The 22,298-nt window shown below is 69.6% G+C and carries 23 protein-coding genes and 1 riboswitch; of the genes, 11 read left to right on the top strand and 12 right to left on the bottom strand.

Translation table 11 applies throughout. From position 1 onward, the window contains the following. Positions 1-25 precede the first annotated feature (25 nt). The 4 genes from ahcY to ACZ5PP_RS10820 all read right to left on the bottom strand — a co-directional run bounded on the left by ahcY (position 26) and on the right by ACZ5PP_RS10820 (position 5,590). On the bottom strand, positions 26-1,441 hold the full coding sequence (gene ahcY / locus ACZ5PP_RS10835; protein WP_012586171.1) for an adenosylhomocysteinase: 1,416 nt from the start codon (positions 1,439-1,441) through the stop codon (positions 26-28). 102 nt (positions 1,442-1,543) lie between these two features. Beyond that, a riboswitch (S-adenosyl-L-homocysteine riboswitch) is annotated at positions 1,544-1,648 on the bottom strand. A gap of 192 nt (positions 1,649-1,840) precedes the next feature. Continuing rightward, positions 1,841-2,914, bottom strand: coding sequence for a calcium/sodium antiporter (locus ACZ5PP_RS10830; protein ID WP_004315759.1), 1,074 nt, complete (start codon positions 2,912-2,914; stop codon positions 1,841-1,843). A 298-nt stretch (positions 2,915-3,212) separates the two neighbouring features. Beyond that, the gene (gene metK / locus ACZ5PP_RS10825; protein WP_004315758.1) at positions 3,213-4,376 is read right to left on the bottom strand and encodes a methionine adenosyltransferase; all 1,164 of its coding nucleotides are present in this window, start codon (positions 4,374-4,376) and stop codon (positions 3,213-3,215) included. 173 nt (positions 4,377-4,549) lie between these two features. Further along, the gene (locus ACZ5PP_RS10820) at positions 4,550-5,590 is read right to left on the bottom strand and encodes an IS630 family transposase (RefSeq protein ID WP_464825996.1); all 1,041 of its coding nucleotides are present in this window, start codon (positions 5,588-5,590) and stop codon (positions 4,550-4,552) included. A gap of 142 nt (positions 5,591-5,732) precedes the next feature. On the opposite strand from ACZ5PP_RS10820, the gene ACZ5PP_RS10815 reads away from it, so the two are divergent. The 6 genes from ACZ5PP_RS10815 (at position 5,733) to ACZ5PP_RS10790 (ending at position 10,868) form a co-directional block, all read left to right on the top strand. Next, the gene (locus ACZ5PP_RS10815; RefSeq protein ID WP_004315757.1) at positions 5,733-6,677 is read left to right on the top strand and encodes a lysophospholipid acyltransferase family protein; all 945 of its coding nucleotides are present in this window, start codon (positions 5,733-5,735) and stop codon (positions 6,675-6,677) included. After that, positions 6,674-7,546, top strand: coding sequence for a lysophospholipid acyltransferase family protein (locus ACZ5PP_RS10810; protein WP_004315756.1), 873 nt, complete (start codon positions 6,674-6,676; stop codon positions 7,544-7,546). The genes ACZ5PP_RS10815 and ACZ5PP_RS10810 overlap by 4 nt, the downstream gene beginning before the upstream one ends. 17 nt (positions 7,547-7,563) lie before the next feature. Further along, positions 7,564-8,397, top strand: a complete 834-nt coding sequence (gene dapF, locus ACZ5PP_RS10805; RefSeq protein ID WP_004315755.1) for a diaminopimelate epimerase — start codon at positions 7,564-7,566, stop codon at positions 8,395-8,397. A gap of 152 nt (positions 8,398-8,549) precedes the next feature. Then, positions 8,550-9,206 carry a DUF484 family protein gene (locus tag ACZ5PP_RS10800; protein ID WP_004315753.1) on the top strand — a complete coding sequence of 219 codons (657 nt, stop codon included), beginning with the start codon at positions 8,550-8,552 and terminating at the stop codon, positions 9,204-9,206. Positions 9,207-9,210: 4 nt separating this feature from the next. Further along, positions 9,211-10,125, top strand: a complete 915-nt coding sequence (xerC, locus tag ACZ5PP_RS10795; RefSeq protein WP_004315752.1) for a tyrosine recombinase XerC — start codon at positions 9,211-9,213, stop codon at positions 10,123-10,125. 230 nt (positions 10,126-10,355) lie between these two features. Then, entirely contained in the window at positions 10,356-10,868 is a 513-nt protein-coding gene (locus ACZ5PP_RS10790) for a helix-turn-helix domain-containing protein (protein ID WP_004315751.1), read from the top strand. 99 nt (positions 10,869-10,967) lie between these two features. On the opposite strand, the gene ACZ5PP_RS10785 is transcribed toward ACZ5PP_RS10790, so the two are convergent. The 3 genes from ACZ5PP_RS10785 to ruvA all read right to left on the bottom strand — a co-directional run bounded on the left by ACZ5PP_RS10785 (position 10,968) and on the right by ruvA (position 13,059). Then, complete coding sequence (locus ACZ5PP_RS10785) at positions 10,968-11,321, bottom strand: hypothetical protein (protein ID WP_043744869.1); 354 nt, start codon at positions 11,319-11,321, stop codon at positions 10,968-10,970. A 15-nt stretch (positions 11,322-11,336) separates the two neighbouring features. Continuing rightward, entirely contained in the window at positions 11,337-12,392 is a 1,056-nt protein-coding gene (gene ruvB, locus ACZ5PP_RS10780; protein ID WP_004315749.1) for a Holliday junction branch migration DNA helicase RuvB, read from the bottom strand. Between the two features lie 64 nt (positions 12,393-12,456). After that, positions 12,457-13,059 (bottom strand): Holliday junction branch migration protein RuvA, encoded by a 603-nt coding sequence (gene ruvA, locus ACZ5PP_RS10775; RefSeq protein ID WP_004315748.1) that lies wholly within the window; start codon positions 13,057-13,059, stop codon positions 12,457-12,459. A gap of 530 nt (positions 13,060-13,589) precedes the next feature. Here ruvA and ACZ5PP_RS10770 point away from each other — a divergent pair. The 5 genes from ACZ5PP_RS10770 (at position 13,590) to ACZ5PP_RS10750 (ending at position 18,309) form a co-directional block, all read left to right on the top strand. Beyond that, complete coding sequence (locus ACZ5PP_RS10770; RefSeq protein ID WP_464825995.1) at positions 13,590-14,762, top strand: ABC transporter substrate-binding protein; 1,173 nt, start codon at positions 13,590-13,592, stop codon at positions 14,760-14,762. 199 nt (positions 14,763-14,961) lie between these two features. Further along, positions 14,962-15,882 (top strand): branched-chain amino acid ABC transporter permease, encoded by a 921-nt coding sequence (locus ACZ5PP_RS10765; protein ID WP_012586168.1) that lies wholly within the window; start codon positions 14,962-14,964, stop codon positions 15,880-15,882. Between the two features lie 8 nt (positions 15,883-15,890). Beyond that, positions 15,891-16,853 (top strand): branched-chain amino acid ABC transporter permease, encoded by a 963-nt coding sequence (locus ACZ5PP_RS10760; protein WP_464825994.1) that lies wholly within the window; start codon positions 15,891-15,893, stop codon positions 16,851-16,853. Then, on the top strand, positions 16,850-17,599 hold the full coding sequence (locus tag ACZ5PP_RS10755) for an ABC transporter ATP-binding protein (protein WP_004324516.1): 750 nt from the start codon (positions 16,850-16,852) through the stop codon (positions 17,597-17,599). The genes ACZ5PP_RS10760 and ACZ5PP_RS10755 overlap by 4 nt, the downstream gene beginning before the upstream one ends. Then, positions 17,596-18,309, top strand: coding sequence for an ABC transporter ATP-binding protein (locus ACZ5PP_RS10750; RefSeq protein ID WP_004324518.1), 714 nt, complete (start codon positions 17,596-17,598; stop codon positions 18,307-18,309). Before ACZ5PP_RS10755 ends, ACZ5PP_RS10750 begins: the two co-directional genes overlap by 4 nt. A 57-nt stretch (positions 18,310-18,366) precedes the next feature. Here ACZ5PP_RS10750 and ACZ5PP_RS10745 read toward each other — a convergent pair whose 3' ends face one another. The 5 genes from ACZ5PP_RS10745 to rsfS all read right to left on the bottom strand — a co-directional run bounded on the left by ACZ5PP_RS10745 (position 18,367) and on the right by rsfS (position 22,298). Then, positions 18,367-18,930: a Uma2 family endonuclease gene (locus tag ACZ5PP_RS10745; protein WP_004324519.1), complete on the bottom strand. Its 564-nt coding sequence runs from the start codon at positions 18,928-18,930 to the stop codon at positions 18,367-18,369. 157 nt (positions 18,931-19,087) lie between these two features. Continuing rightward, on the bottom strand, positions 19,088-20,542 hold the full coding sequence (gene rng, locus ACZ5PP_RS10740; RefSeq protein WP_004324521.1) for a ribonuclease G: 1,455 nt from the start codon (positions 20,540-20,542) through the stop codon (positions 19,088-19,090). 13 nt (positions 20,543-20,555) lie between these two features. Beyond that, positions 20,556-21,176 (bottom strand): Maf family protein, encoded by a 621-nt coding sequence (locus ACZ5PP_RS10735; RefSeq protein WP_004324523.1) that lies wholly within the window; start codon positions 21,174-21,176, stop codon positions 20,556-20,558. 206 nt (positions 21,177-21,382) lie between these two features. Continuing rightward, positions 21,383-21,853 (bottom strand): 23S rRNA (pseudouridine(1915)-N(3))-methyltransferase RlmH, encoded by a 471-nt coding sequence (gene rlmH, locus ACZ5PP_RS10730; RefSeq protein ID WP_004324525.1) that lies wholly within the window; start codon positions 21,851-21,853, stop codon positions 21,383-21,385. Between the two features lie 97 nt (positions 21,854-21,950). Beyond that, entirely contained in the window at positions 21,951-22,298 is a 348-nt protein-coding gene (rsfS, locus tag ACZ5PP_RS10725; protein ID WP_464825993.1) for a ribosome silencing factor, read from the bottom strand.

Genomic DNA, 22,298 nt, shown 5'->3' with positions numbered 1-22,298 from the left:
CCGGGGGCTGCGCCGCCCCCGGGGCTCAGTAGCGGTACGCGTCCGACTTGTACGGGCCTTGCTTGGGCACGCCGATGTAGGCGGCCTGCGCGTCGGTCAGCTCGGTGAGTTGCACGTTGAGCTTCTTCAGCTGCAGGCGGGCGACCTTCTCGTCGAGGTGCTTGGGCAGGGTGTACACGCCGATCGGGTAGTCGGCCGTGCGGGTGAACAGCTCGATCTGTGCGATCGTCTGGTTGGCGAAGGAGCTCGACATCACGTAGCTCGGGTGGCCGGTGGCGCAGCCGAGGTTCACCAGGCGGCCCTTGGCGAGCAGGATGATCCTCTTGCCGTCGGGGAAGATCACGTGATCGACCTGCGGCTTGATCTCCTCCCACTGGTACTGCTCGATGCTGGCGACGTCGATCTCGTTGTCGAAGTGGCCGATGTTGCAGACGATGGCCTGGTCCTTCATCTTCGCCATGTGGTCGTGGGTGATCACGTGGTAGTTGCCGGTCGCGGTGACGAAGATGTCGGCCTTGTCGGCGGCGTATTCCATCGTGACCACGCGGTAGCCTTCCATCGCCGCCTGCAGCGCGCAGATCGGGTCGACCTCGGTCACCCACACCTGGGCCGACAGCGCGCGCAGGGCCTGGGCCGAGCCCTTGCCCACGTCACCGTAGCCGGCCACCACCGCGACCTTGCCGGCGATCATCACGTCGGTGGCGCGCTTGATGCCGTCGACCAGCGATTCGCGGCAGCCGTAGAGGTTGTCGAACTTCGACTTGGTGACCGAATCGTTGACGTTGATCGCCGGGAACCTGAGCTCGCCGCGCGCGTGCATCTGGTACAGGCGATGCACGCCGGTGGTGGTCTCCTCGGTCACGCCCTTGATGTGCGCCAGCCGCGTCGAGTACCAGGTGGGGGCGGTAGCGAGCTTGGCCTTGATCGCGGCAAAGAGGATGGTCTCCTCTTCCGAGCCCGGCTTGGCCAGCACCGAGAGGTCCTGCTCCGCGCGTGCGCCCAGGTGCAGCAGCAGCGTGGCGTCGCCGCCGTCGTCGAGGATCATGTTGCTGTAACCCCCGTCCGACCATTCGAAGATGCGGTGGGTATAGTCCCAGTAGTCCTTCAGCGACTCGCCCTTGACCGCGAACACCGGGATGCCGTCGGCGGCGATGGCCGCGGCGGCGTGGTCCTGGGTCGAGAAGATGTTGCACGAGGCCCAGCGCACCTGGGCGCCGAGCGCGGTCAGCGTCTCGATCAGCACCGCGGTCTGGATGGTCATGTGCAGCGAGCCGGTGATGCGTGCGCCCTTCAGCGGCTGGCTGGCGGCGTATTCCTCGCGGATCGCCATCAGGCCGGGCATCTCGGTCTCGGCGATGCGGATTTCCTTGCGGCCCCAGGCGGCGAGCGCGAGGTCGGCGACGACGAAATCGGTGAATTGGGTGTCAGCCACGGCGTTCATGTGAAGCTCCATGCTATGGCCGGGCGGAAAGCGGGGGGAGGGCAGCATGTCGCTGCAGGCGGCTCACCCGACATCCCGAACCCGGCAGGGTTGAAGACGATTCGCAGGTGAGCGCCGTTGTACTGATACCCGCCGCAGGGCGGGGTCCGAGCCTGGGGGCCTGGCAGCAGCGGATGCGGCCGGCGCCTCGCAGCGCTCCTCGGAAACAAGCGAATGATACCAAAGCGGCAGGCGGGCGTGGACTCGAGGGGTCGGTTGCTGCCGCGGGCATCACGATCGCGGGGATCGCGACTGGCGTCGCTCCCACATCCGGCCCCGGTCGCCGCCGGCTCCCGCAGGAGCGACGCCAGTCGCGATCAGGCGGCCCGGCATGCGAGGCACGCAGCCCGATCGCCCCGCCTATGCGCGCCTGCCGTTGCTGCGCACGATGCTGACCACGACGGTGATCACCGTGAGCGGCATCACGTAGCCCAGCATGATCCCCGAGAAGGCCGGCAGGCTGGTGTGCTGCTGGGCCTGCAGCACCAGCCAGGCGGTGTAGGCGGCGTAGTAGGCGAGGAACACGCCGCCCTCCCAGCGCGCGATCTCGCGCCCGGTGATCATGATCGGCAGGCAGGCGAAGGCCACCGCGAGCATCACCCAGAGGTCGAAGTTGCGCGCCGCCTCCGACACCGGCAGGCCGGTGCCCGAGGCGATGCCCGAGGCACCGAGCACGGCGAGGATGTTGAAGATGTTGCTGCCGACCACGTTGCCCACCGCGATGTCGCGCTGGCCGCGCATCGCGGCGACGATGGAGGTGGCGATCTCGGGCATCGAGGTGCCCACCGCGACCACGGTGAGGCCCACCACCAGGTCGCTGACCCCGAAGGCGCGCGCGAAGGCCACCGCCGCTTCCACCAACCAGTCGGCGCCGACGATCAGCATCACCAGTCCGGTCGCGATCAGCCCGACCTGCACCGCCCAGTGGCGGTCCCAGGCGGAGGTGGGGAGGTCGGTGCCGAACTCCTCCTGCACCGCCTTGGAGGCGCGCCGCGACTGCACGATCAGGAACACCGTGTAGGCGATCACCAGGGCGAACAGCACGATCGACTCGACCAGGCCCAGATGGCCGTCGAGCGCCATCACCACCAGCAGGGCCGACACGCCGATCATGATCGGGATCTCCTGGCGGATGATCTGCTCGTCCACCAGCAGCGGGGTGATCAGCGCCGAGATGCCGAGGATCAGCAGCACGTTGCAGATGTTGCTGCCGACCACGTTGCCGAGCGCGAGGTCGGGGCTGCCGGCGAGCGCCGAGCCCACCGATACCGCCATCTCCGGCGCGCTGGTGCCGAAGGCGACCACGGTGAGGCCGACGACGAGCGGCGAAACGCCGAAGGAGACCGCCAGCCGCGAGGCGCCACGTACGAGGACGTCCGCACCGACAACGAGGACGGTGAGGCCGAGGGCGAACATCAGGACTTGTTGGAGCATGGGCGACTCTGGGCGACGTGGTGGGGCAGAGACCGGGGCGGGCGTCCGCGAGTTCCGGATTCTACCGGGACGGATGCGCGGCGGTTCTGCGCAGGAGCGACGCAAGTCGCGATTGCAGCGCCCGGAACCCGCGCCAGCGCCGCCCGAGCGCGACTCGCGGCGTTCCCGCGTGCGCATTCCCGAGCGCGGCTGACCTGCGTAGGAGCGACGCAAGTCGCGATTGCAGCGCTCGGAACCCGCGCCAGCGCCGCAGCGCCGCCCGAGCGCGACTCGCGTCGTTCCTGAGGGCGCTTCCGGCTCAGAGTCCGGCGTCGGCGCGCAGGGCGGCGGCCTTGTCGGTCTGTTCCCAGGTGAAGCCCGGCTCGTCGCGGCCGAAGTGGCCGTAGGCGGCGGTGCGGGAATAGATCGGGCGCAGCAGGTCGAGCGTCTGGATGATCGCCTTCGGGCGCAGGTCGAAATGCCGGCCGATGAGATCGACGATCTTCTCGTCGGCGATCCTGCCGGTGCCGAAGGTGTTGACCATCAGCGAAACCGGGCGCGCCACACCGATCGCGTAGGCGACCTGGACCTCGCACCGGTCGGCGAGGCCGGCGGCGACCACGTTCTTGGCCACGTAGCGACCGGCGTAGGCGGCCGAGCGGTCGACCTTGGACGGATCCTTGCCCGAGAACGCACCGCCGCCGTGGTGGGCCGCGCCGCCGTAGGTGTCGACGATGATCTTGCGCCCGGTGAGGCCGCAGTCGCCGTGCGGGCCGCCGACCACGAAGCGGCCGGTGGGGTTCACCAGGTAGCGCACGTCGCCCTGCATCAGCTCGGGCGGCAGCACCGGCTTGATGATCAGCTCGATCACCGCCTCGCGGATCTGCTCCTGGGTCACGTCGGGGTCGTGCTGGGTGGACACCACGACGGTGTCGATCGCCACCGGCTTGCCGTCGACGTACTTGACGGTGAGCTGGCTCTTGGCGTCCGGGCGCAGCCAGGGCAGGCGGCCATCCTTGCGCACCTCGGCCTGGCGCTGCATGACGCGGTGAGCGTAGTGGATCGGCAGCGGCATCAGGCTGGCGGTCTCGTTGGTGGCGTAGCCGAACATCAGGCCCTGGTCGCCGGCGCCCTGGTCGAGCGGGTCGTCGTTGGCGTTGTTCACGCCCTGGGCGATGTCGGGCGACTGGCGGTTGATCGCCGCCAGCACCGCGCAGCTCTTGTAGTCGAAGCCGATGTCGGAGTTGTCGTAGCCGATGCGGCGGATCACGTCCTGCGCGATCTCGCGGTAGTTGGGGTGGGCGGTGGTGGTGATCTCGCCCGAGATCACCACCAGGCCGGTGGACACCAGGGTCTCGCAGGCGACGCGCGCCTTGGGGTCTTCGGCCAGCACGGCGTCGAGGACGCCGTCGGAGACCTGGTCGGCGACCTTGTCGGGATGACCTTCGGAGACCGATTCGGAGGTGAAGAGAAATTCAGCCATTCGTGCTGCTCCTTGGAAAACAAAAATCCCCGTTGCCATGGCCTTGCGTCTGCGGCCAGCTCCGGGGATTTCGTCGAGCAGCCGACGCTTTAGCAGTACTTGGTTCGGGCGGCACCGCGGCCGCCCCACCGCCCTGCAAGTTGTCGAGTTATTAACCCGGCCCTTAAATACGCTCACTGCGCAGCATATGCAGCGGCCGGGTGCTCGAAGTAGGACCGGACACGCTCGGGGAGCGATGCGATGCGGTCCATGATGGCGTGGGCCTTCTTCAAGAGCTGCGAATCATCGCGGCTGGGAGGCTCCAGGCGCAGGGCGGTCTTGAAGTCGTGGTTCAGGTATTCGTCCGGATTGGACTCGGGCGCATAGGGCGGCAAGTAGAACAACTCGATCTGCGCACGACGCGGCTCGACCCAGGCCTGGACGAGCTTGGCGTGATGCACCCTCAGGTTATCGACGATCAGGAACACCTTGCTCGCCGCACTGGCGATCAGTCGGTCGAGGAACTCGATAAAGCGTTCTGCGTTGATCGTGCCCTCGACGATCTGGAAAGCGATCTCGCCCCGATTGGTGATGGCCGAGATCATCGACAGCTTGGCCCAGCGGGCCGACGCCTCGAGCACCGGCGTGCGACCGGCCGGCGCAAAGCCTCGAATCCAGTTCGTGTCTTCCTTGACGGCCGTTTCGTCGGCCCAGTAGATGACCGCGCCCTCGGCCTTGGCGCGCGCGGCAATGGCAGGGTAACGCTCGCGCAGCCAAGCCTGGACCAGATCGTTACGCTGCTCCATCGCTTTTTTGACCGGGCGCTGAGCGGTGTAGCCCCAGCGCTTCAGGTACTTGCCTACGAGACGATCGGACAACTGCAGTCCGAATTGTTGCTCCACCAAGGCCTGGATCGCCCGCCGGGTCCACAGGGCGAAAGGCAAGCTCAACTGCTCGGGCACCGCGCCCACGATGCGCTGGCGCACCCACACTTCCTGCGCCATCGTCAGTTTCCGGCAGGCCCCATAGGGCCGGCCTCGCGTCTTCTCGACCAGCGCCCCGACACCGTCCGTGCGCGCTTTCCTCAGCCACGCCTGCACCGTGCGCACATGGACGCCGGCGATCTTCGCCAACTCCACGCCGTTCATTCCAGACTGCGTATTCAGGCGCAGCACCATCTTGCGCAGCGTCTCGCGCCCTTCAGGACCCAGCTTGCGTGCATCGATCTTTTCCATGCACACATTATAGAGAAAACAGTTTATTTAAGGGCCGGGTTAATAACTCGGCGGTGGAGCGCGGATTATAGACCGGGACGCCCGGCTGTGTAAGCATTCGGGCCTGAAGCCGGTTCCGGCATCCATATCGGATCTCAACCTGGTGCTGTCGCAAAGCGCATTCCGCCTCCTCTCTCGCCTGCCCCTGTCCTGGCTGCACCGCCTCGGTGGCTGGGCGGGCTGGCTGACCTACAAGGCTTCGCCGTCCTACGCCCGCCGCGTGCGCGAGAACCTCTTCAACGCCATCGGTCGCGAGGACGAGACGGTGCTGCGTGCGGCGATCGTCGAGGCCGGCCGCCAGGCGCTGGAGCTGCCCTTCATCTGGGGCCGGCCGGCGTCCGAGGTGGTGGCGAGCGCGGTGCGCACCGAGGGCTGGGAGCTGGTCGAGGCCGCGCGCGCCGAGGGCGCCGGCATCCTCTTCATCACCCCGCACCTGGGCTGCTTCGAGATCACCGCCCAGTGCATCGCCGCCAGGATTCCGATCACCGTGCTCTATCGCCCTCCGCGCAAGGAGGTGCTGCAACCGCTGATGGAGGCGGGCCGGGCGCGCGGACAGATGCGTACCGCGCCGGCCGATCTATCCGGCGTGCGCAAGCTGGTCAAGACCCTGCGCAGCCACGAGGCGGTGGGCATGCTGCCCGACCAGGTGCCGGGCGCGGGAGAGGGCGTGTGGTCGACCTTCTTCGGCAAGCCGGCGTGGACGATGACGCTGGCCGCGCGCCTGGCGGCGGTGAAGGGCGTGCGCGTGATCTACACCTGGGCCGAGCGCCTGCCGCGCGGCGAGGGCTACGTGTTCCGCCTGCAGGCGCCTGCCGAGGCGCTTACCGGCGACATCGACACCGACGTCGCGATCATCAACCGCGAGGTCGAGCGCATGATCCTGCAGTGCCCGCAGCAGTACCTGTGGGGCTACAACCGCTACAAGGGTCCGCGGCGCGAGCGCGAGGACGCCGCCCCGCAGGGGGATGCGGGCGCCGATGCCGCCAACCCCTCGGCGACCACTTCCGCCGCCGACCCCGCCGGCACGGACGCGGAGCGCGCGCCATGAGCCGCCTGGTCATCGGCCTGATCTGGCTGCTGCACTGGCTGCCGCTGGTGCTGCTCGCACGCGTGGGAAGCGGTTTCGGCCGGCTGCTCTACTGGGTGGTGGTGCCGCGCCGCAAGGTCGCGCTGACCAACCTGCGGCTGTGCTTTCCCGAGCTCTCCGAGCCCGAACGGCGCGCGCTGGCGCGGCGCAACTTCGCCCTCATCGGACGCAGCATGCTCGAGCGCGGCCTGGCCTGGTGGGCGAGCCCCGAGCGCCTGCGCGCCACCGTCCGCATCGAGGGCCTGGCGCACCTGCAGCGCCTGCGCGCCGAGGGCCGCCCGGTGTTGCTGCTGGCGCCGCACTTCCTCGGCCTCGACATGGCCGGCACCCGGCTCACGCTCGAGGGCGACTTCGTCAGCGTGTATTCGCCGCAGAAGGACAAGGTCTTCGACCACTGGCTGCACCATGGCCGCAGCCGCTTCAACGACCAGCTGCTGCTGTCGCGCCACGATGGCGTGCGCGCCACGGTCAAGGCGATGAAGTCCGGCCGCCCTTTCTATTACCTGCCCGACCTCGACTACGGCCGCAAGGAGTCCATCTTCGTGCCCTTCTTCGGCGTGCAGGCGGCGACCATCACCGGCCTGCCGCGCCTGGCGCGCCTGGCGGGTGCGGCGGTGGTGCCCTGCATCACCCGCATCCTGCCCGGCGGACAGGGCTACGTGCTGGAGCTCGGCGCGCCCTGGGCCGACTATCCTTCGGACGACGTCGAGGCCGACACGCTGCGCATGAACGCCTGGCTCGAAGGCGTGGTGCGCACCATGCCCGAGCAGTACTACTGGGTGCACCGCCGCTTCAAGACCCGGCCCGAGGGCGAGCCGCGGATCTACTGAAACACTGGAACAGCAAGATGAAACTGCGCTTCACCAAGATGCACGGCCTGGGCAACGACTTCGTCGTCATCGACGCCACGCGTGCGCCGGTCGACCTCACCCCGGCGCGGGTCAAGGCAATCGCCGACCGCCATTTCGGCGTCGGCTGCGATCAGCTGCTGGTGGTCGAGCCCGCCGCGCGGCCGGATGTCGATTTCCGCTACCGCATCTTCAACGCCGATGGCGGCGAGGTCGAGCAGTGCGGCAACGGCGCGCGCTGCTTCGTGCGCTTCGTGCATGACAAGGGGCTCACCGACAAGGCCGAAATCCGTGTCGAGACCCGCTCCGGCATCATCGCGCCGCGCCTGCGCGCGGACGGCCTGGTGACGGTGGACATGGGCGTGCCGGAGCTGGCGCCGGCGAAGGTGCCGTTCGTGTCCGACTCGGACGCGGTCGTGCAGCCTTTGCAGGTGGGCGGCGACACGGTGGCGATCACCGCGGTGTCGATGGGCAACCCGCACGCGGTGCAGGTGGTGGCCGACGTCGATGCCGCGCCGGTGGTGGAGCAGGGCGCGCGGATCGAGCGCCACGAGCGCTTCCCGGCGCGGGTCAATGCCGGCTTCCTGCAGGTGGTCGATGCGCACGAGGTGCGTCTGCGCGTGTTCGAGCGTGGCGCCGGCGAGACCCTGGCCTGCGGAACCGGCGCCTGCGCGGCGGTGGTGGCGGGCATCCTGCGCGGCCTGCTGGAGACGCCGGTGCGGGTGCATACCCGCGGCGGCGAGCTGGAGATCGCCTGGGACGGCCCGGGCACGCCGGTGCGCATGACCGGACCGGCGGTCACGGTTTTCGAGGGCGAGATGGAGCTCGCCTGAGGGAGCCCGCCCGAGTCCGGATTTTGCCGGGCCGGACGCGATGCGCCTGTGCGGCATCGTGCCGGCCGACTCGCGGCCGACCGCGCCGGATGCGGCGGCCATCCACGAACGATCGACGCGGGGCGGCAGCCGCCTCGCCTGGAGCAGCATCGATGAATGCAGAAGATGTCGCACGCTACCTGCGCGAACACCCCGATTTCCTCAACCAGCATCACGAGCTCTTCAGCGAGCTCACCGTGCCGCATCCGCAGCATGGCGGCCAGGCGATCTCGCTCGCCGAGCGCCAGCTCCATGCCCTGCGCGACAAGATCCGTGCGCTCGAACTCAAGCTTGCCGAGCTGATCCGCTTCGGGGAGGAGAACGACGACATCAGCACCAAGGTGCACCGCCTGTCGGTCGCGCTGCTGCAGGCGGGCTCGGCCGCCGCGGTGCGCCAGGGCCTGGCCGACAGCCTGCGCGACGACTTCTCCGTGCCGCACGTCAGCCTCAAGCTGTGGGGAGAGGTCGGGGGCGGGGTGGTGCACACCGAGGCCTTCGGCGTCGGCGAAGCGGCGCGCCGCCAGGTCGAGAACCTGCGCCACCCATGGTGCGGGGTGCCCGAGAGCATCGAGATGACGAGCTGGTTCGGCGAGGCCGCGCCGCACATCCGTTCGCTGGCGTTGATGCCGCTGCGCGTAGGCGGCAACTGCATCGGCCTGCTCGCGCTCGGCAGCGCCGAGCCCGAGCGCTTCTACGCCGGCATGGGCACGCTCTACCTGGGCCGCATCGCCGACCTCGCCGCCGCGGCGCTGGCGGCGCGCGCGGGCTGAATCCATGGGCCCGCGGCGGTCCGCCGAGGCGCCGGCCGCGCTGCCCGAGCGCATGCAGGCCTGGCTGGCCTGGCTCGCCACCCAGCGCCGGGTCTCGCCGCTGACGCTGACCGCCTACCGCGCCGGCCTGCAGGCCTTGCTGCGCCTCGCCGAGGAGCACCCGCCCGAATCCTTGCAGCCCGCCGACATCCGCCGCTTCGTCGCCCGCCTGCATGGCGAGGGCCAGCAGGGGCGCTCGATCGCCCGCCATCTGTCGGCGTGGCGAGGCTTCTACCGCTGGTTGGTGCGCGAGCACGGCGTGCGCATCAATCCGGCGCTCGGCATCCGTCCGCCCAAATCCCCCTCGACGCTGCCGCGCGTGCTCTCGCCCGAGCAGGCGAACGCGCTGCTCGATCCAGAGCCGCAGAATTTGCTAGAAATTCGGGATATTGCGATGTTCGAGCTTTTTTATTCTTCCGGTCTGCGAGTTGCGGAACTCGCCGGACTCGACATCGATTCCGGGCTGGACCTCGCCGAGGGCCTGGTCACGGTCACCGGCAAGCGCCAGCGCCAGCGCACCGTGCCGGTGGGCGGCAAGGCGATCGCGGCCCTGCGCCCCTGGCTGGAGATCCGCGCCGGCCTCGCTGCGGCGGGCGAGCGCGCGCTGTTCGTGACCCGCGACGGCCACCGCCTGAGCACCCGCGGCATCGCCAGCCGGCTGGGCACGCGCGCTCAGGCGCTCGGGCTCGGCGTGCATGTGCATCCGCACATGCTGCGGCACAGTTTTGCGAGTCATCTTCTGCAATCGAGCGGCGATCTTCGCGCTGTCCAGGAACTGCTCGGCCACGCCAGCATCCGCAGCACGCAGATCTACACGCATCTCGATTTCCAGCATCTCGCCGCGGTGTACGACGCGGCACATCCGCGCGCGCGCAAGTAGCCCGTCACGCGCTCGCCACCCCGGCGCGCACGCCCCGATCCGGGGAATCGCAGCGGCAGAAGAGGGCGGTTGGGGTCACAATATGACTCTCCCCATTATGGGTATTCCCGAGTATTGAGCCCGTTCGGCTTGGGTTATGCTCATGGCGTCTGTTAATTTAAGAATTTTCTAAAAAACGCCGCTAGCTCCCGGAATCAACAAAAAAGGGTGAAGCGTGCCATGACAGCCCAATGAGCCCAACAGCGCACCCGGAACACCCGAATGCGGCGTCGGCACGCCGCACGATCAAGGCGGTCGCGCTCGTGCTCGCGCGCCACGAGATCCGCAGCTTGCGGCGCTGGTTCGAAGACTTCGACCGCGACATCCTGCTCCCCATCCTGCTCGGCGAGATCGCACTGCATAATATCGGCGCCTTGCAGAACGGCGTCGCGCGCCGCGAGAGCACCCGTCCGATCACCGCGACACCCTCGGTGCCGCGCGACACGCGCCCGGCGGATTGCGGCCTCAAGCCTTGCAACGCCTACTCGATCGCCGCCGCCACCGGTCTGCCGCGCGAGACGGTGCGGCGCAAGATCGGGCGCCTGATCGAGCTGGGCTGGATCTGTCGCGAAGACAACGGACACCTCTTCATCACCGAGATCGCGCTCGAGCAGTTCGGCTCCATGCTCAGCTCGCGCGCGCTCGGCGAGCTCCTCGAAACGGCCGACCACGTCCGCACCCTGCTCGACGACGAGCACGACTGAAGCAGGCCGCGCGCAGGGGCGTGCAGGCTTCTGCAGGAGGGACGCGAGCCGCAGCAGCCTCGCGCCGGGCAACGTGTGGCTTTGCGGCCGCAGTGCTCCCTACGAACCCGTGCGCAAGGGCGCTCGATATTCCGGATTCGGCCCCACCTCGGCGCGCGCCAGCGCCGCGCCGATCAGCACCAGGGCGGCGAGCAGCAGGGCGAAGTGGCGGCGCTGCGCTGCCGGGCCGGGCAGGCGGCGCGGCATCGAGTAGTACATCGCGTGAAGATAGCCCGCTCCCGCGGTGGCGAGCGCCAGCAGTCCGGCGCCGAGCAGGCGCGAGGCGAGCGGATCGAAGCTGCGTCCGATCGAGGGGTCCCACTGTGCGGGCATGAAGAACTCGGGCGCTCGCACAAGCAGGAACATCCCGCCCAGCACGCACAGCATCAGCATCACCACCTGCAGCGAGCGCACGGTCGGCCCCGTCGCCTACTGGAAGAGGTCGCCGCCGATGCGCGGCGGCACGAGGCCGAAGTGCTGCCAGATCGACTGCGTCGCCATGCGCCCGCGCGGGGTGCGCTGCAGGTAGCCCTGCTGGATCAGGTAGGGCTCGATGACGTCCTCGATGGTGTCGGTCGATTCGCCGATCGCCGCGGCGATGTTGTCCAGGCCGACCGGGCCGCCGCCGAATTTCTCCAGCATCGCCGACAGCAGCTTGCGGTCCATCAGGTCGAGGCCCAGGTTGTCGACGTCCAGCATGCGCAGCGCCGCGTCCGCGACCGCGGCGGTGATGCGGCCACCCGCCTTCACCTCGGCGTAGTCGCGCACCCGGCGCAGCAGGCGGTTGGCGATGCGCGGCGTGCCGCGCGCGCGGCGGGCGATCTCGAGCGCGCCGTTGTCCTCGATTTCCACATTGAGCAGGCGCGCCGAGCGTCCGACGATGAAGGCGAGCTCGTCCGCGGTGTAGAACTCCAGCCGCGACACGATGCCGAAGCGGTCGCGCAGCGGGTTGGTGAGCATGCCGGCGCGGGTGGTGGCGCCGACCAGCGTGAAGGGCGGCAGGTCGAGCTTCACCGAGCGTGCCGCCGGGCCTTCGCCGATCATGATGTCGATCTGGAAGTCCTCCAGCGCCGGGTAGAGGATCTCCTCGACCACCGGCGACAGGCGGTGGATCTCGTCGATGAAGAGCACGTCGTGCGGTTCGAGGTTGGTGAGCAGCGCGGCGAGGTCGCCGGCGCGCTCGAGCACCGGGCCGGAGGTCTGGCGCATGTTCACGCCCATCTCGGCGGCGACGATGTGGGCGAGCGTGGTCTTGCCCAGCCCGGGCGGGCCGAACAGCAGCACGTGGTCGAGCGCCTCGCTGCGATTGCGCGCCGCCTGGATGAAGATCTCCAACTGTTCGCGGATCTTCACCTGGCCGACGTACTCGGCCAGGCGCTTGGGACGCAGCGCGCGCTCGATCGCGTCTTCCTGGCGGTCGGCGGGGGCGGCGGAGATCAGGCGCTCGGCGGGGGCGGCAGCCTTGAGCTTGTCGGTTTCGATCATGGGCGTGTCCTGGCCGAGCTTGCAGGGCGGCAGCCGACGGCGTGGCGAGCGGGGTGCATGCGCATCATGCCTTCGACAGCGCCTTCAGCGCCTGGCGGATGCCGTCCGAGACGCCGACGTCCTCGGCCAGCCCCTTCATCGCGGACAGCGCCTCGCGCTCGTTGTAGCCGAGCGCGAGCAGGGCGTTGAGGATGTCGCTCTTCGCGTCCGGGGCTGCGCCCGGTGCGGCCGCGGCGAGTCGCGCGCCCGTCATGCTGGGCAGCGCCTTGCCGAGCTTGTCGCGCAGCTCGAGCAGCAGGCGCTCGGCGGTCTTCTTGCCGATGCCGGGGATCTTCACCAGCCGCCCGGCCTCCTGCAGCGCCACCGCCTGGGCGAGGTCGTTCACCGACAGCCCGGACAGCACCGCAAGCGCCATGCGCGCGCCCACGCCCGAGACCTTGAGCAGCTGGCGGAAGGTGGCGCGTTCTTCCTCGGTGGCGAAGCCGAACAGGAAGTGGCCGTCCTCGCGCACGACGAAGTGCGTGTGCAGGCTGACCGTGCCGCCGGTGGCGGGCAGGTTGTAGAAGGTGCTCATCGGCACGTCGATCTCGTAGCCGACGCCGTGGGCGTCGACGAGGATCTGCGGCGGGTTCTTTTCCAGCAGGGTGCCGGTGATGCGTCCGATCATGAGGGGCGGGCGTGCGAAATGCGGATGTGCAAGTCTAGCAGGCCGCAGGCGTGCGGCCTGCGGTTTCATACAGCAGCGCGGGCCGGGGTGCGGCGTTTCGTGCGGCGCTACCGCTCCATTCATCGCCTTATCGCGACTCGCGTCGCTCCTACGGGCGCGTCGGAGAACCCGCCGTTCTTGTAGGAGCGACGCGAGTCGCGATGGCGGCCCGGGAGATTCGTATCGATGCCCAATCGAGGAGCCGATCGCGACTTGCGTCGCTCCTACGGGCGCGTTGGAGAACCTGCCGTTCTTGTAGGAGCGACGCGAGTCGCGAGTGCGGCCCGGGAGATTCGTGTCGATGCCCGGTTGAGGGGCCGATCGCGACCTGCATCGATCCTGCGGAGTTTGCCGAAGCCATGTCGTTCCTCCAGGGGCGGCCGGCGGCGCGAGGCGCGGCCGGGCTGGGGTAGAATCGGCGGCCTTCGCGCGTGGCGCGGCGCTTCGACGCCGGCGTTGCGAGCGGCAAAGAGAACAATCGAGGAGACCCCATGCTGCAGATGAAGAAGCTGTCCGTCGCGTTCGCCCTGTGCGGCGCTGCCGCCCTCAACGCCACCGCCCACGCCGCCGACATCAAGGTCGGTATCGCGCTCGACCTCTCCGGTCCCTTCTCGGCGCTCGGTGCCGAGGCGCGCGACGGTTTCGAGCTGGCGATCGAGAAGCTCGGCGGCAAGCTCGGCGGCCAGCCGGCGGAGTTCATCCGCAGCGACTTCGGCGGCAACCCGGAGCAGGCCAACCAGCTCGTCGCGCGCTTCCTGCAACGCGACGGCATCCACTTCTTCACCGGCCCGATCGGCTCCAACGCCGCGCTCGCCGTCGGCCCGGCGCTGTTCGCCGCCAAGGTGCCCTACCTGTCGGCCAACCCCGGTCCGAGCGCCTACGCCGGCGAGAAGTGCAGCCCCTGGTTCTTCGCCCAGTACCAGAACGACACCTACGACGAGGCCGCCGGCAAGGTCGCCAACGAGAAGGGCTACAAGAACGTCCTGCTGATCGCGCCCAACTACCCGGCGGGCAAGGATCATCTGAATGGCTTCAAGCGCCTGTACAAGGGCGCGGTGAAGGACGAGATCTACACCAAGCTCGGCCAGATCGACTACGCCGCCGAGATCGCGCAGATCCGCGCCGCCAAGCCGGACGCGGTGTTCTTCTTCCTGCCCGGCGCGATGGGGATCAACTTCGTCAAGCAGTTCGTCGGTGGCGGCCTCGAGGACATCCCGCTGATCGCCCCCGGTTTCTCGGCCGACGAGGACGTGATCCAGGCGGTGGGCAAGCCGATGCTCGGCGTGCTCAACACCGCGCACTGGACGCACGACCTGCAGAACCCCGCCAACGCCGCGTTCGTCGCCGCCTTCCGCCAGAAGTACGCCGGGCGCTACCCGTCGGTGTATGCGGCGATGGCCTACGACACCCTGATGGCGATGGACGCCGCGGTGCGCGACGTCGGTGGCAGGATCGACGACCGCGACGCGGTGCTGAAGGCGCTCAAGAATCCCAGCTTCAAGTCCCTGCGCGGCGAATTCCAGTACGGCGCCAACAACTTCCCGGTGCAGAACTACTATCTGCGCGAGGTCGGCAAGGATGCCGAGGGCCGCATCACCAACAAGCTGGTCGGCACCACGCTCGAAAAGCACCAGGACGCCTACGTGGGCGCGTGCAGGATGTGAGACCCGAGGTCCGCGCGCGCGGGGCATGGGGCCGCCGTGGGAGCGACGCAAGTCGCGATTCACCGCGATGCACCATCCGAACGGCAGCTTCATGATTTGGAGCTCACTGCTGCCCCGAGTGCGGCGGGATGCTCCATGGGCGGATCGCGACTGGCGTCGCTCCTACACAGAGGCTTCGGACGCGCCGGGCTGAAATCCGATGGATGCCATCTTCGTCTTCGAGCAGCTGCTCAACGGCCTGGGCTACGGGCTCATGCTGTTCCTGATCGCCGCCGGGCTCACGCTCGTGTTCGGCATCATGGATACCATGAACCTCGCCCACGGCTCGCTCTACATGGCAGGGGCCTACATCGCCGCGCGCGTGCATGAGGCGAGCGGCGCGTTCGCGCTCGCCGTGCTGGTCGCGGTCGGCGTGACGGTGGCGATCGCGGCGGTGGCGGAGTTCCTCGTCATCCGCCGGCTGTATCGGCGCGACCACCTCGTCCAGGTGCTCGCCACCTTCGGCATCATCCTCATCGCCGACGACGCGGTGAAGGCGATCTGGGGCGTGGCGCCGCTGCTGGCCTCGACCCCGGCGGCGCTGGCCGGGCCGGTCGCGCTCCTCGAAGGCCTGCCCTATCCGTCCTACCGCCTGCTGCTGATCGGCGCCGGGCTGACGGTGGCGCTCGGGCTCCACCTGCTGGTCAACAAGACCCGCATCGGCATGCTGGTGCGCGCCGGCGCCTCGAACCGGCAGATGGCGGAGCACATGGGCGTGCGCGTGGGCGGGGTGTTCGCCTTCGTGTTCGCGCTCGGCGCTGCGCTCGCGGCGCTGGCGGGGGCGCTGATGGCGCCGATCAGCGCGGTGCAGATCGGCATGGGCGAGGCGATCCTGATCCCGGCGCTGGTGGTGATCGTCATCGGCGGCATCGGCTCGGTGCGCGGCGCCTTCGTGGCCGCGCTGCTGGTCGGCCTGGTGGACACCGCCGGGCGCGCCTTCCTGCCGCCGGCCCTGCGCGCGGTGCTGCCGCCCGCGGTGGCGGCCGACCTCGGCCCGGCGCTCGCCGGCATCGCCATGTACGTGCTGATGGCGGCGGTGCTGAGCTTGAAACCCGCGGGGCTGTTCCCCGCGCGCGGCTGAGGGACGCGATGCCCGAACGCTTCCCCGGCCTCGCGCGCCGCCTGCCCTGGCTGGTGCTGGCCCTGCTCGCGGCCTTCCCGCTGATCGCGCCGGCCTTCGGGCTGGAGTACTACGTCGGCTTCGTGCGCCGGGTGCTGATCGTGGCGATCGCGGCGGCCAGCCTCAACTTCATCCTCGGCTACGGCGGCATGGCGGCGCTCGGCCACGCGGGCTTCATCGGCGTCGGGGCCTACACCGTGGTGGCGCTGGTCGAGGCCGGGGTCTCGTCGGCCTGGCTGGCCTGGGGCAGCGCGGCGGTGCTTGCCGGGCTGTTCGCAGCGGCGATCGGCGCGGTGTCGCTGCGCACGCGCGGGGTGTACTTCATCATGATCACCCTCGCCTTCGCGCAGATGCTGCACTACCTCGCGGTGTCGCTGCGCACGTATGGCGGCGACGACGGCTACGGCCTGTACACCCCGCTGGCGCTGGGTGCCTGGCTGGACGGCGCGCATGCGCAGGTCTTCTACTGGGTGGTGCTGGCGATCGCCGCGGCGGTGTTCGCGCTCTTCAGCCGGGTCGCGCATTCGCGCTATGGCCATGCGCTGCGCGGCGTCCGCGACAACGAGACGCGCATGGTGGCGCTCGGCTACCCGGTCTATCGGCTCAAGCTCGCCGGCTTCGTCGCCGCCGGCGCGGTGGCGGGGTTGGCCGGTGGCCTGCTCGCCAGCCACAACGCCTTCGTCAGCCCGTCGATCATGCACTGGACGCAGTCCGCGCTGCTGCTGGTGATGGTGATGCTCGGCGGCGCCGGCCGGCGCTGGGGCGCGCCGCTCGGGGTGGCGCTGTGGCTGACGCTGGAGGAGGTGCTGAAGCTGTACACGGACTACTGGCACTGGCCGCTCGGGCTGTTGCTGCTGCTGGTGGTGTTCCACGCGCCGCAGGGCGTGGCGGCGCTGCTCGAGCGCCGCGCCGGCCAGGAGGGCGCGCGATGAGCCTGTTCAGGGCGGAGGGCCTGGTCAAGCGCTTCGGCGGCCTGCTCGCCACCGACCATGTCTCCCTCGCCGTCGAGGCGGGCGAGATCCATGCGCTGATCGGCCCCAACGGCGCGGGCAAGTCCACCCTGGTGAACCTGATCTCCGGACTGCTGCCGGCGGACGCCGGGCGCATCGTGCTCGACGGTGTCGAGCTGACCGCGCTGACGCCGCACGCGCGCACCCGTGCCGGCCTGGCGCGCTGCTTCCAGATCAGCAGCGTGTTCCGCAACGACAGCGTGCGCGACAACCTGCTGCTCGCGGTGCAGGCGCAGGCGGGGTCGAGCTTCCGCTGCCTGTCGCGGCGCGACGCCGAGCACGCGCTGCAGGAGCGCGCCGAGGCGCTGGCGCAGCGCACGGGCCTGGCCGAGGTTCTCGAGCGCAACGCCGGCACCTTGGCCCACGGCCTGCAGAAGCGGCTCGACCTCGCGCTCGCGCTCGCGGCGCGGCCCAGGCTGCTGCTGCTCGACGAGCCCATGGCCGGCATGGGACCGGAGGATTCGCAGCAGATGGTGGCGCTGATCCGCGGTCTCGCCGGCGAGACCGCGATCCTGCTCATCGAGCACGACATGGACGCGGTGTTCCAGCTCGCCGACCGCATCTCGGTGCTGGTGTACGGCAAGGTACTGACCTCGGGTGACGCCGCCCACATCAAGGGGCATGCCGAGGTGCAGGCGGTGTATCTGGGGACAGAGGTGGCGGGATGAACGCGCCGCTGTTGTGCTGCCGCGGCCTGGAGGCCGGCTATGGCACCAGCAGGGTGCTGTTCGGCCTCGACTTCGACATCCGCGCCGGCGAGGTGGTGGCGCTGCTCGGGCGCAACGGCATGGGCAAGAGCACCACGATCCGCACGATCGTCGGCGGCCTGCGCCCGCAGCGCGGCGAGATCGTCTTCGAAGGCCGTCCGATCCACGCCGAGCGCGCCGACGCCATCGCCCGCCTCGGCGTGGCGATCGTGCCCGAGGGCCGGCAGTGCTTCCCCAATCTCACGGTGCACGAACACCTCGTCGCCTTCGCCGCGCGCCGCAATGGCGTCGCCGAGCCATGGACGCCGGCGCGGCTCTACGCGCTCTTCCCGCGCCTGGCCGAGCGCGCCGACCACCTCGGCAACCAGCTCTCCGGCGGCGAGCAGCAGATGCTGGCGATCGCGCGTGCGCTGTCGACCAACCCGCGCCTGCTGATCCTCGACGAAGCCACCGAAGGCCTCGCCCCGGTGATCCGCGAGGAGATCTGGCGCTGCCTCGCGCTCCTCAAGGCGCAGGGGCAGACCACGCTGGTGGTGGATAAATACGTCGAGAGGCTGATGGCGCTCGCCGACCGCAACCTCATCCTGGAGCGCGGGCGCATTACCTGGCAGGGCAGCTCGGCCGAGCTGGACGCGCGGCGCGAGCTGTGGGGGCGCTACCTGGGGGTGTGAGCGGGGCGGACGCTCCCGCTTCGCGGCGCGACCGGGGGGGGGCCGAGCCGGCGGGCTTCAGGGCGCTTCGGCGTCGGCGTACACCTCGTCCAGCGTGATCTCCGTATCCAGGCAGTCCAGCCGGAAGGCGCCCTCGGCGCAGGTCTCGTGGCGCACCGGGTCGCCGAAGCGGTAGATCTCCACGGAGCGCTTGTCCGGATCGACGAGCAGATATTCGCGCAGCGAGGGGATGGCCTGGTAGGCGAAGAGCTTCTCGCGGCGGTCGATGCGCTCGGTGCTCGGCGACAGCACCTCCACCAGCAGGCAGGGACTGCGGCGGTAATAGGTCTCGCGGTCGTCGGGCGCGCAGGCCAGCACGATGTCGGGGTAATAGAAGTAGGTCTGGCCGGTGTGCTCGACGCGGACCTTCATGTCGGCGATGAAGAGCTGGCAGCCCTTGCGGCGGGCGTGCGGTCCGATCGCGAGGCCGAGGCTGGTGACGACCAGGCCATGCCTCGCGCTGGCGCCGCCCATCGCCACCACCTCGCCGTCGAGGTATTCATGCTTGATTTCGCTCCGGGTCTCGCCTTCGAGGTAGTCCTCGACACTGATCGGGGCGGGGCGTGCCAGGGCGTTGCTCATGAGGGCCTCCGTTGCGGCAGGTGGGCGGCAGATCGACGACGAATGATACGGTGGCAGTCCTCGTGCCGGCCAGCACGCCCGCGGACCGCGCGGCAGCGCGCGGTGTCGGCCGGGTGTTCGCGCCAAGGGGCGCTGCGGGCGGGGAGCCCCGCCACGCTCACAGCAGCACGATGTCGTACTGCTCCTGGGTGTAGCTGCCCTCGGCGTGCAGCGAGACCTTCTTGCCGATGAAGTCCGACAGCATCGCCAGCGACTGGCTCTCCTCGTCGAGGAAGAGGTCGATCACGTTGGGCGCGGCGAGCACGCGGAACTCCCGGGCGTTGAACTGGCGTGCCTCGCGCAGCAGCTCGCGCAGGATCTCGTAGCACACCGTGCGCGCGGTCTTGACCTCGCCGCGGCCGCTGCAGGTGGGGCAGGGCTCGCACAGCAGGTGGGCGAGGGATTCGCGCGTGCGCTTCCTCGTCATCTCCACCAGGCCGAGCGCGGTGAAGCCGTTGATGCTCATCTTGGTGTGGTCGCGCGACAGCGCCTTGCGGAACTCCTCCAGCACCATCTCGCGATGCTCGACGTTCTCCATGTCGATGAAGTCGATGATGATGATGCCGCCGAGGTTGCGCAGGCGCAGCTGGCGGGCGATGGCCTGGCTGGCCTCGAGGTTGGTCTTGAAGATGGTGTCGTCGAAGTTGCGCGCGCCGACGAAGCCGCCGGTGTTGACGTCGACGGTGGTCATCGCCTCGGTCTGGTCGATGATCAGGTAGCCGCCGGATTTGAGATCGACGCGGCGGGCGAGCGCCTTCTGGATCTCCTCCTCCACGCTGTAGAGCTCGAAGAGCGGGCGATCGCCGCTGTAGTGCTCGAGCAGCGGCAGCACCTGCGGCGTGTACTCGGCGGCGAAGGCGGCGAGCTTCTGGAAGTTCTCCCGCGAGTCGACGCGGATGCGTGAGGTCTCGTCGGTGACGAGGTCGCGCAGCGTGCGCTGGCCCAGCCCGAGGTCCTCGTGCAGCAGCTTCGGCGGGAACAGGCCCACGGTCGAGCCGGAGATCTCGCGCCACAGCTTGCGCAGGTAGGCGATGTCGGCGGCGAGCTCGGCGTCGGTGGCGGATTCGGCCATGGTGCGCACGATGAAGCCGCCCGGCTCGTCTTCGGGCACCAGCGCGACCAGCCGGCTGCGCAGCGCCTCGCGCCCGGCCTCGTCCTCGATGCGCTGGGAGATGCCGATGTGCTTTTCCTGCGGCAGGTAGACGAGCAGGCGGCCGGCGAGGCTGACCTGGGTGGACAGGCGTGCGCCCTTGGTGCCGATCGGGTCCTTGAGCACCTGCACCATCAGGCTCTGGCCTTCGGTGAGGATCTTCTCGATCGGACGCGCACCCTCGCCGTTCTGGCGGTCGCTCCAGATGTCGGCCACGTGCAGGAAGGCGGTGCGCTCGAGGCCGATGTCGATGAAGGCCGACTGCATGCCGGGCAGCACCCGGACGACCTTGCCGAGGTAGAGGTTGCCGACGATGCCGCGGCTGGCGGTGCGCTCGACGTGCAGCTCCTGCACCACGCCCTGCTCGACGATCGCGACGCGGGTTTCCTGCGGGGTGAAGTTGATGAGGAATTCGATGCTCATGGACGGGGTGTGCTCACAGGACGGGGTGGCCGAAGATCTCGAGCAGGGCGGCGGTCTCGAACAGCGGCAGGCCCATGATCCCCGAGTAGCTGCCGCGGATCTCCTCGATGAAGATCGCGGCGTGACCCTGGATGCCGTAGGCGCCGGCCTTGTCGAAGGGTTCGCCGGTGGCGATGTAGCGGCGGATGTCGTGCTCGCTCAGCGTGCGGAAGGCGACCTCGCTGACCGACAGCCGGCTGCGCGTGCGCTCGCCGTCGCTCATCGCGACCGCGGTCAGCACGCGGTGGCGGCGGCCGGACAGGCGCTCCAGGATGGCGTGCGCCTCGGCGGCCTCGCGCGGCTTGCCGACGATCTCGCCGTCGACCTCCAGCGTGGTGTCGGCGGCGAGCACCGGATGCGGCAGCAGCTTGCGCCACAGCACCCGCCGCATCCCGGCCTGGGCCTTGGCGAGCGCGAGGCGCTCGACGTAGCGTTCGACCGCTTCGTCGGGCAGCGGGGTCTCGTCGACGTCGGCGTCCTCGCCGCGCTCGCCGGCGCGAAAGGTCAGCACGTCGAAATTGATCCCGATCTGGCGCAGCAGTTCGCGGCGGCGGGGGCTCGTGGAGGCAAGGTAGATGCGCGGGGTGAGGGTCATGGCATGGCGTTCCGCAGGATCCGCGACGCCGGTCGGCGCCGGTCGGGCTCGGGTGGCGCGATTCTAACGGGTTTCACCGCCCGCCCGCGCCGCCGTGCCGGCATCACCGCCGCAATCGCGACTCGCGTCGCTCCCACGGGCGCCTTCGGAGGCGCGGTGGTTCGTGTGGGAGCGACGCAAGTCGCGATCGGCCGATGCTGCAGGCGCTACTCGCGGTGGTAGGGGTGGTTCTTGAGTACCGTCCACGCGCGGTAGAGCGCCTCGGCCAGCAGGGGGCGCACCAAGGCGTGGGGGAGGGTGAGGCTGGAGAGGCGGATGGCCTCGTGGGCGCCCGCCTTGAACGCGGGGGCGAGGCCGTCGGGGCCGCCGACGATGAGCGCGACGTCGTCGCCTGCGCCCTGCCAGGACTCCAGCCGGCGCGCGAGCGCCAGCGTGCTCAGGTCGGCGCCGCGCTCGTCGAGGATCACGCGGCGGCAGCGCGGCGGCAGGGTGGCCTCGATGCGCGCGGCCTCAGCCGCCATCATCGCCTCCACCGTCTTGCCGCCGCTGCGCGGCTCGGCCTTGACCTCGACGAGCTGCAACTGCAGCTCGCGCGGCATGCGGCGGGCGAACTCGTCGAAGCCGGCCTGCACCCAGGCGGGCATGCGGTGGCCGACGGCGACGATGATCAGTTTCATGGTTGAACCTGCGCGCGTGCGTGGACGAGCATGCGTCGAAAAACGCGACCGCCACCCGCGCCGTACGCAGGCGGCCGCTCGCGCGGGGCGCTACTCATCAGGCGGCGTTGCGCCGGCTGGACGGCGGGGTGTTCCAGAGTTCCTCGAGCTTGTAGTGCGCGCGCACCGCGGGCTGCATCACGTGCACCACGATGTTGCCGAGGTCGACCAGCACCCACTCGCCGGTCTCCTGACCTTCGGTGCCGATGATCTCGCCGCCGGCTTCCTTGACCTTGTCGTGCACGTTCTGCGCGAGCGCCCGGGTCTGACGGCCGGATTCGGCGCTGGCGACGACGATGCGGTCGAAGAGGGGGGTGTGCTTCGAGGTGTCGATGACTTCGATGTCGCGTGCCTTGATGTCTTCGAGGGCGGCGACGACGATCTTTTCGAGGGAGGGGGTGTCCAT

The organism is Thauera sp. DNT-1, assembly GCF_055393985.1.
This window is presented reverse-complemented; position numbering and strand designations above follow the sequence as displayed.

Coding starts and splice junctions, on each gene's coding strand:
- ahcY (WP_012586171.1), bottom strand. CDS start 1,441: ATGAACGCCGTGGCTGACACCCAATTCACCGATTTCGTCGTCGCCGAC.
- ACZ5PP_RS10830 (WP_004315759.1), bottom strand. CDS start 2,914: ATGCTCCAACAAGTCCTGATGTTCGCCCTCGGCCTCACCGTCCTCGTT.
- metK (WP_004315758.1), bottom strand. CDS start 4,376: ATGGCTGAATTTCTCTTCACCTCCGAATCGGTCTCCGAAGGTCATCCC.
- ACZ5PP_RS10820 (WP_464825996.1), bottom strand. CDS start 5,590: ATGGAAAAGATCGATGCACGCAAGCTGGGTCCTGAAGGGCGCGAGACG.
- ACZ5PP_RS10810 (WP_004315756.1), top strand. CDS start 6,674: ATGAGCCGCCTGGTCATCGGCCTGATCTGGCTGCTGCACTGGCTGCCG.
- dapF (WP_004315755.1), top strand. CDS start 7,564: ATGAAACTGCGCTTCACCAAGATGCACGGCCTGGGCAACGACTTCGTC.
- ACZ5PP_RS10800 (WP_004315753.1), top strand. CDS start 8,550: ATGAATGCAGAAGATGTCGCACGCTACCTGCGCGAACACCCCGATTTC.
- xerC (WP_004315752.1), top strand. CDS start 9,211: ATGGGCCCGCGGCGGTCCGCCGAGGCGCCGGCCGCGCTGCCCGAGCGC.
- ACZ5PP_RS10790 (WP_004315751.1), top strand. CDS start 10,356: ATGAGCCCAACAGCGCACCCGGAACACCCGAATGCGGCGTCGGCACGC.
- ruvB (WP_004315749.1), bottom strand. CDS start 12,392: ATGATCGAAACCGACAAGCTCAAGGCTGCCGCCCCCGCCGAGCGCCTG.
- ruvA (WP_004315748.1), bottom strand. CDS start 13,059: ATGATCGGACGCATCACCGGCACCCTGCTGGAAAAGAACCCGCCGCAG.
- ACZ5PP_RS10770 (WP_464825995.1), top strand. CDS start 13,590: ATGCTGCAGATGAAGAAGCTGTCCGTCGCGTTCGCCCTGTGCGGCGCT.
- ACZ5PP_RS10765 (WP_012586168.1), top strand. CDS start 14,962: ATGGATGCCATCTTCGTCTTCGAGCAGCTGCTCAACGGCCTGGGCTAC.
- ACZ5PP_RS10760 (WP_464825994.1), top strand. CDS start 15,891: ATGCCCGAACGCTTCCCCGGCCTCGCGCGCCGCCTGCCCTGGCTGGTG.
- ACZ5PP_RS10755 (WP_004324516.1), top strand. CDS start 16,850: ATGAGCCTGTTCAGGGCGGAGGGCCTGGTCAAGCGCTTCGGCGGCCTG.
- ACZ5PP_RS10750 (WP_004324518.1), top strand. CDS start 17,596: ATGAACGCGCCGCTGTTGTGCTGCCGCGGCCTGGAGGCCGGCTATGGC.
- ACZ5PP_RS10745 (WP_004324519.1), bottom strand. CDS start 18,930: ATGAGCAACGCCCTGGCACGCCCCGCCCCGATCAGTGTCGAGGACTAC.
- rng (WP_004324521.1), bottom strand. CDS start 20,542: ATGAGCATCGAATTCCTCATCAACTTCACCCCGCAGGAAACCCGCGTC.
- ACZ5PP_RS10735 (WP_004324523.1), bottom strand. CDS start 21,176: ATGACCCTCACCCCGCGCATCTACCTTGCCTCCACGAGCCCCCGCCGC.
- rlmH (WP_004324525.1), bottom strand. CDS start 21,853: ATGAAACTGATCATCGTCGCCGTCGGCCACCGCATGCCCGCCTGGGTG.
- rsfS (WP_464825993.1), bottom strand. CDS start 22,298: ATGGACACCCCCTCCCTCGAAAAGATCGTCGTCGCCGCCCTCGAAGAC.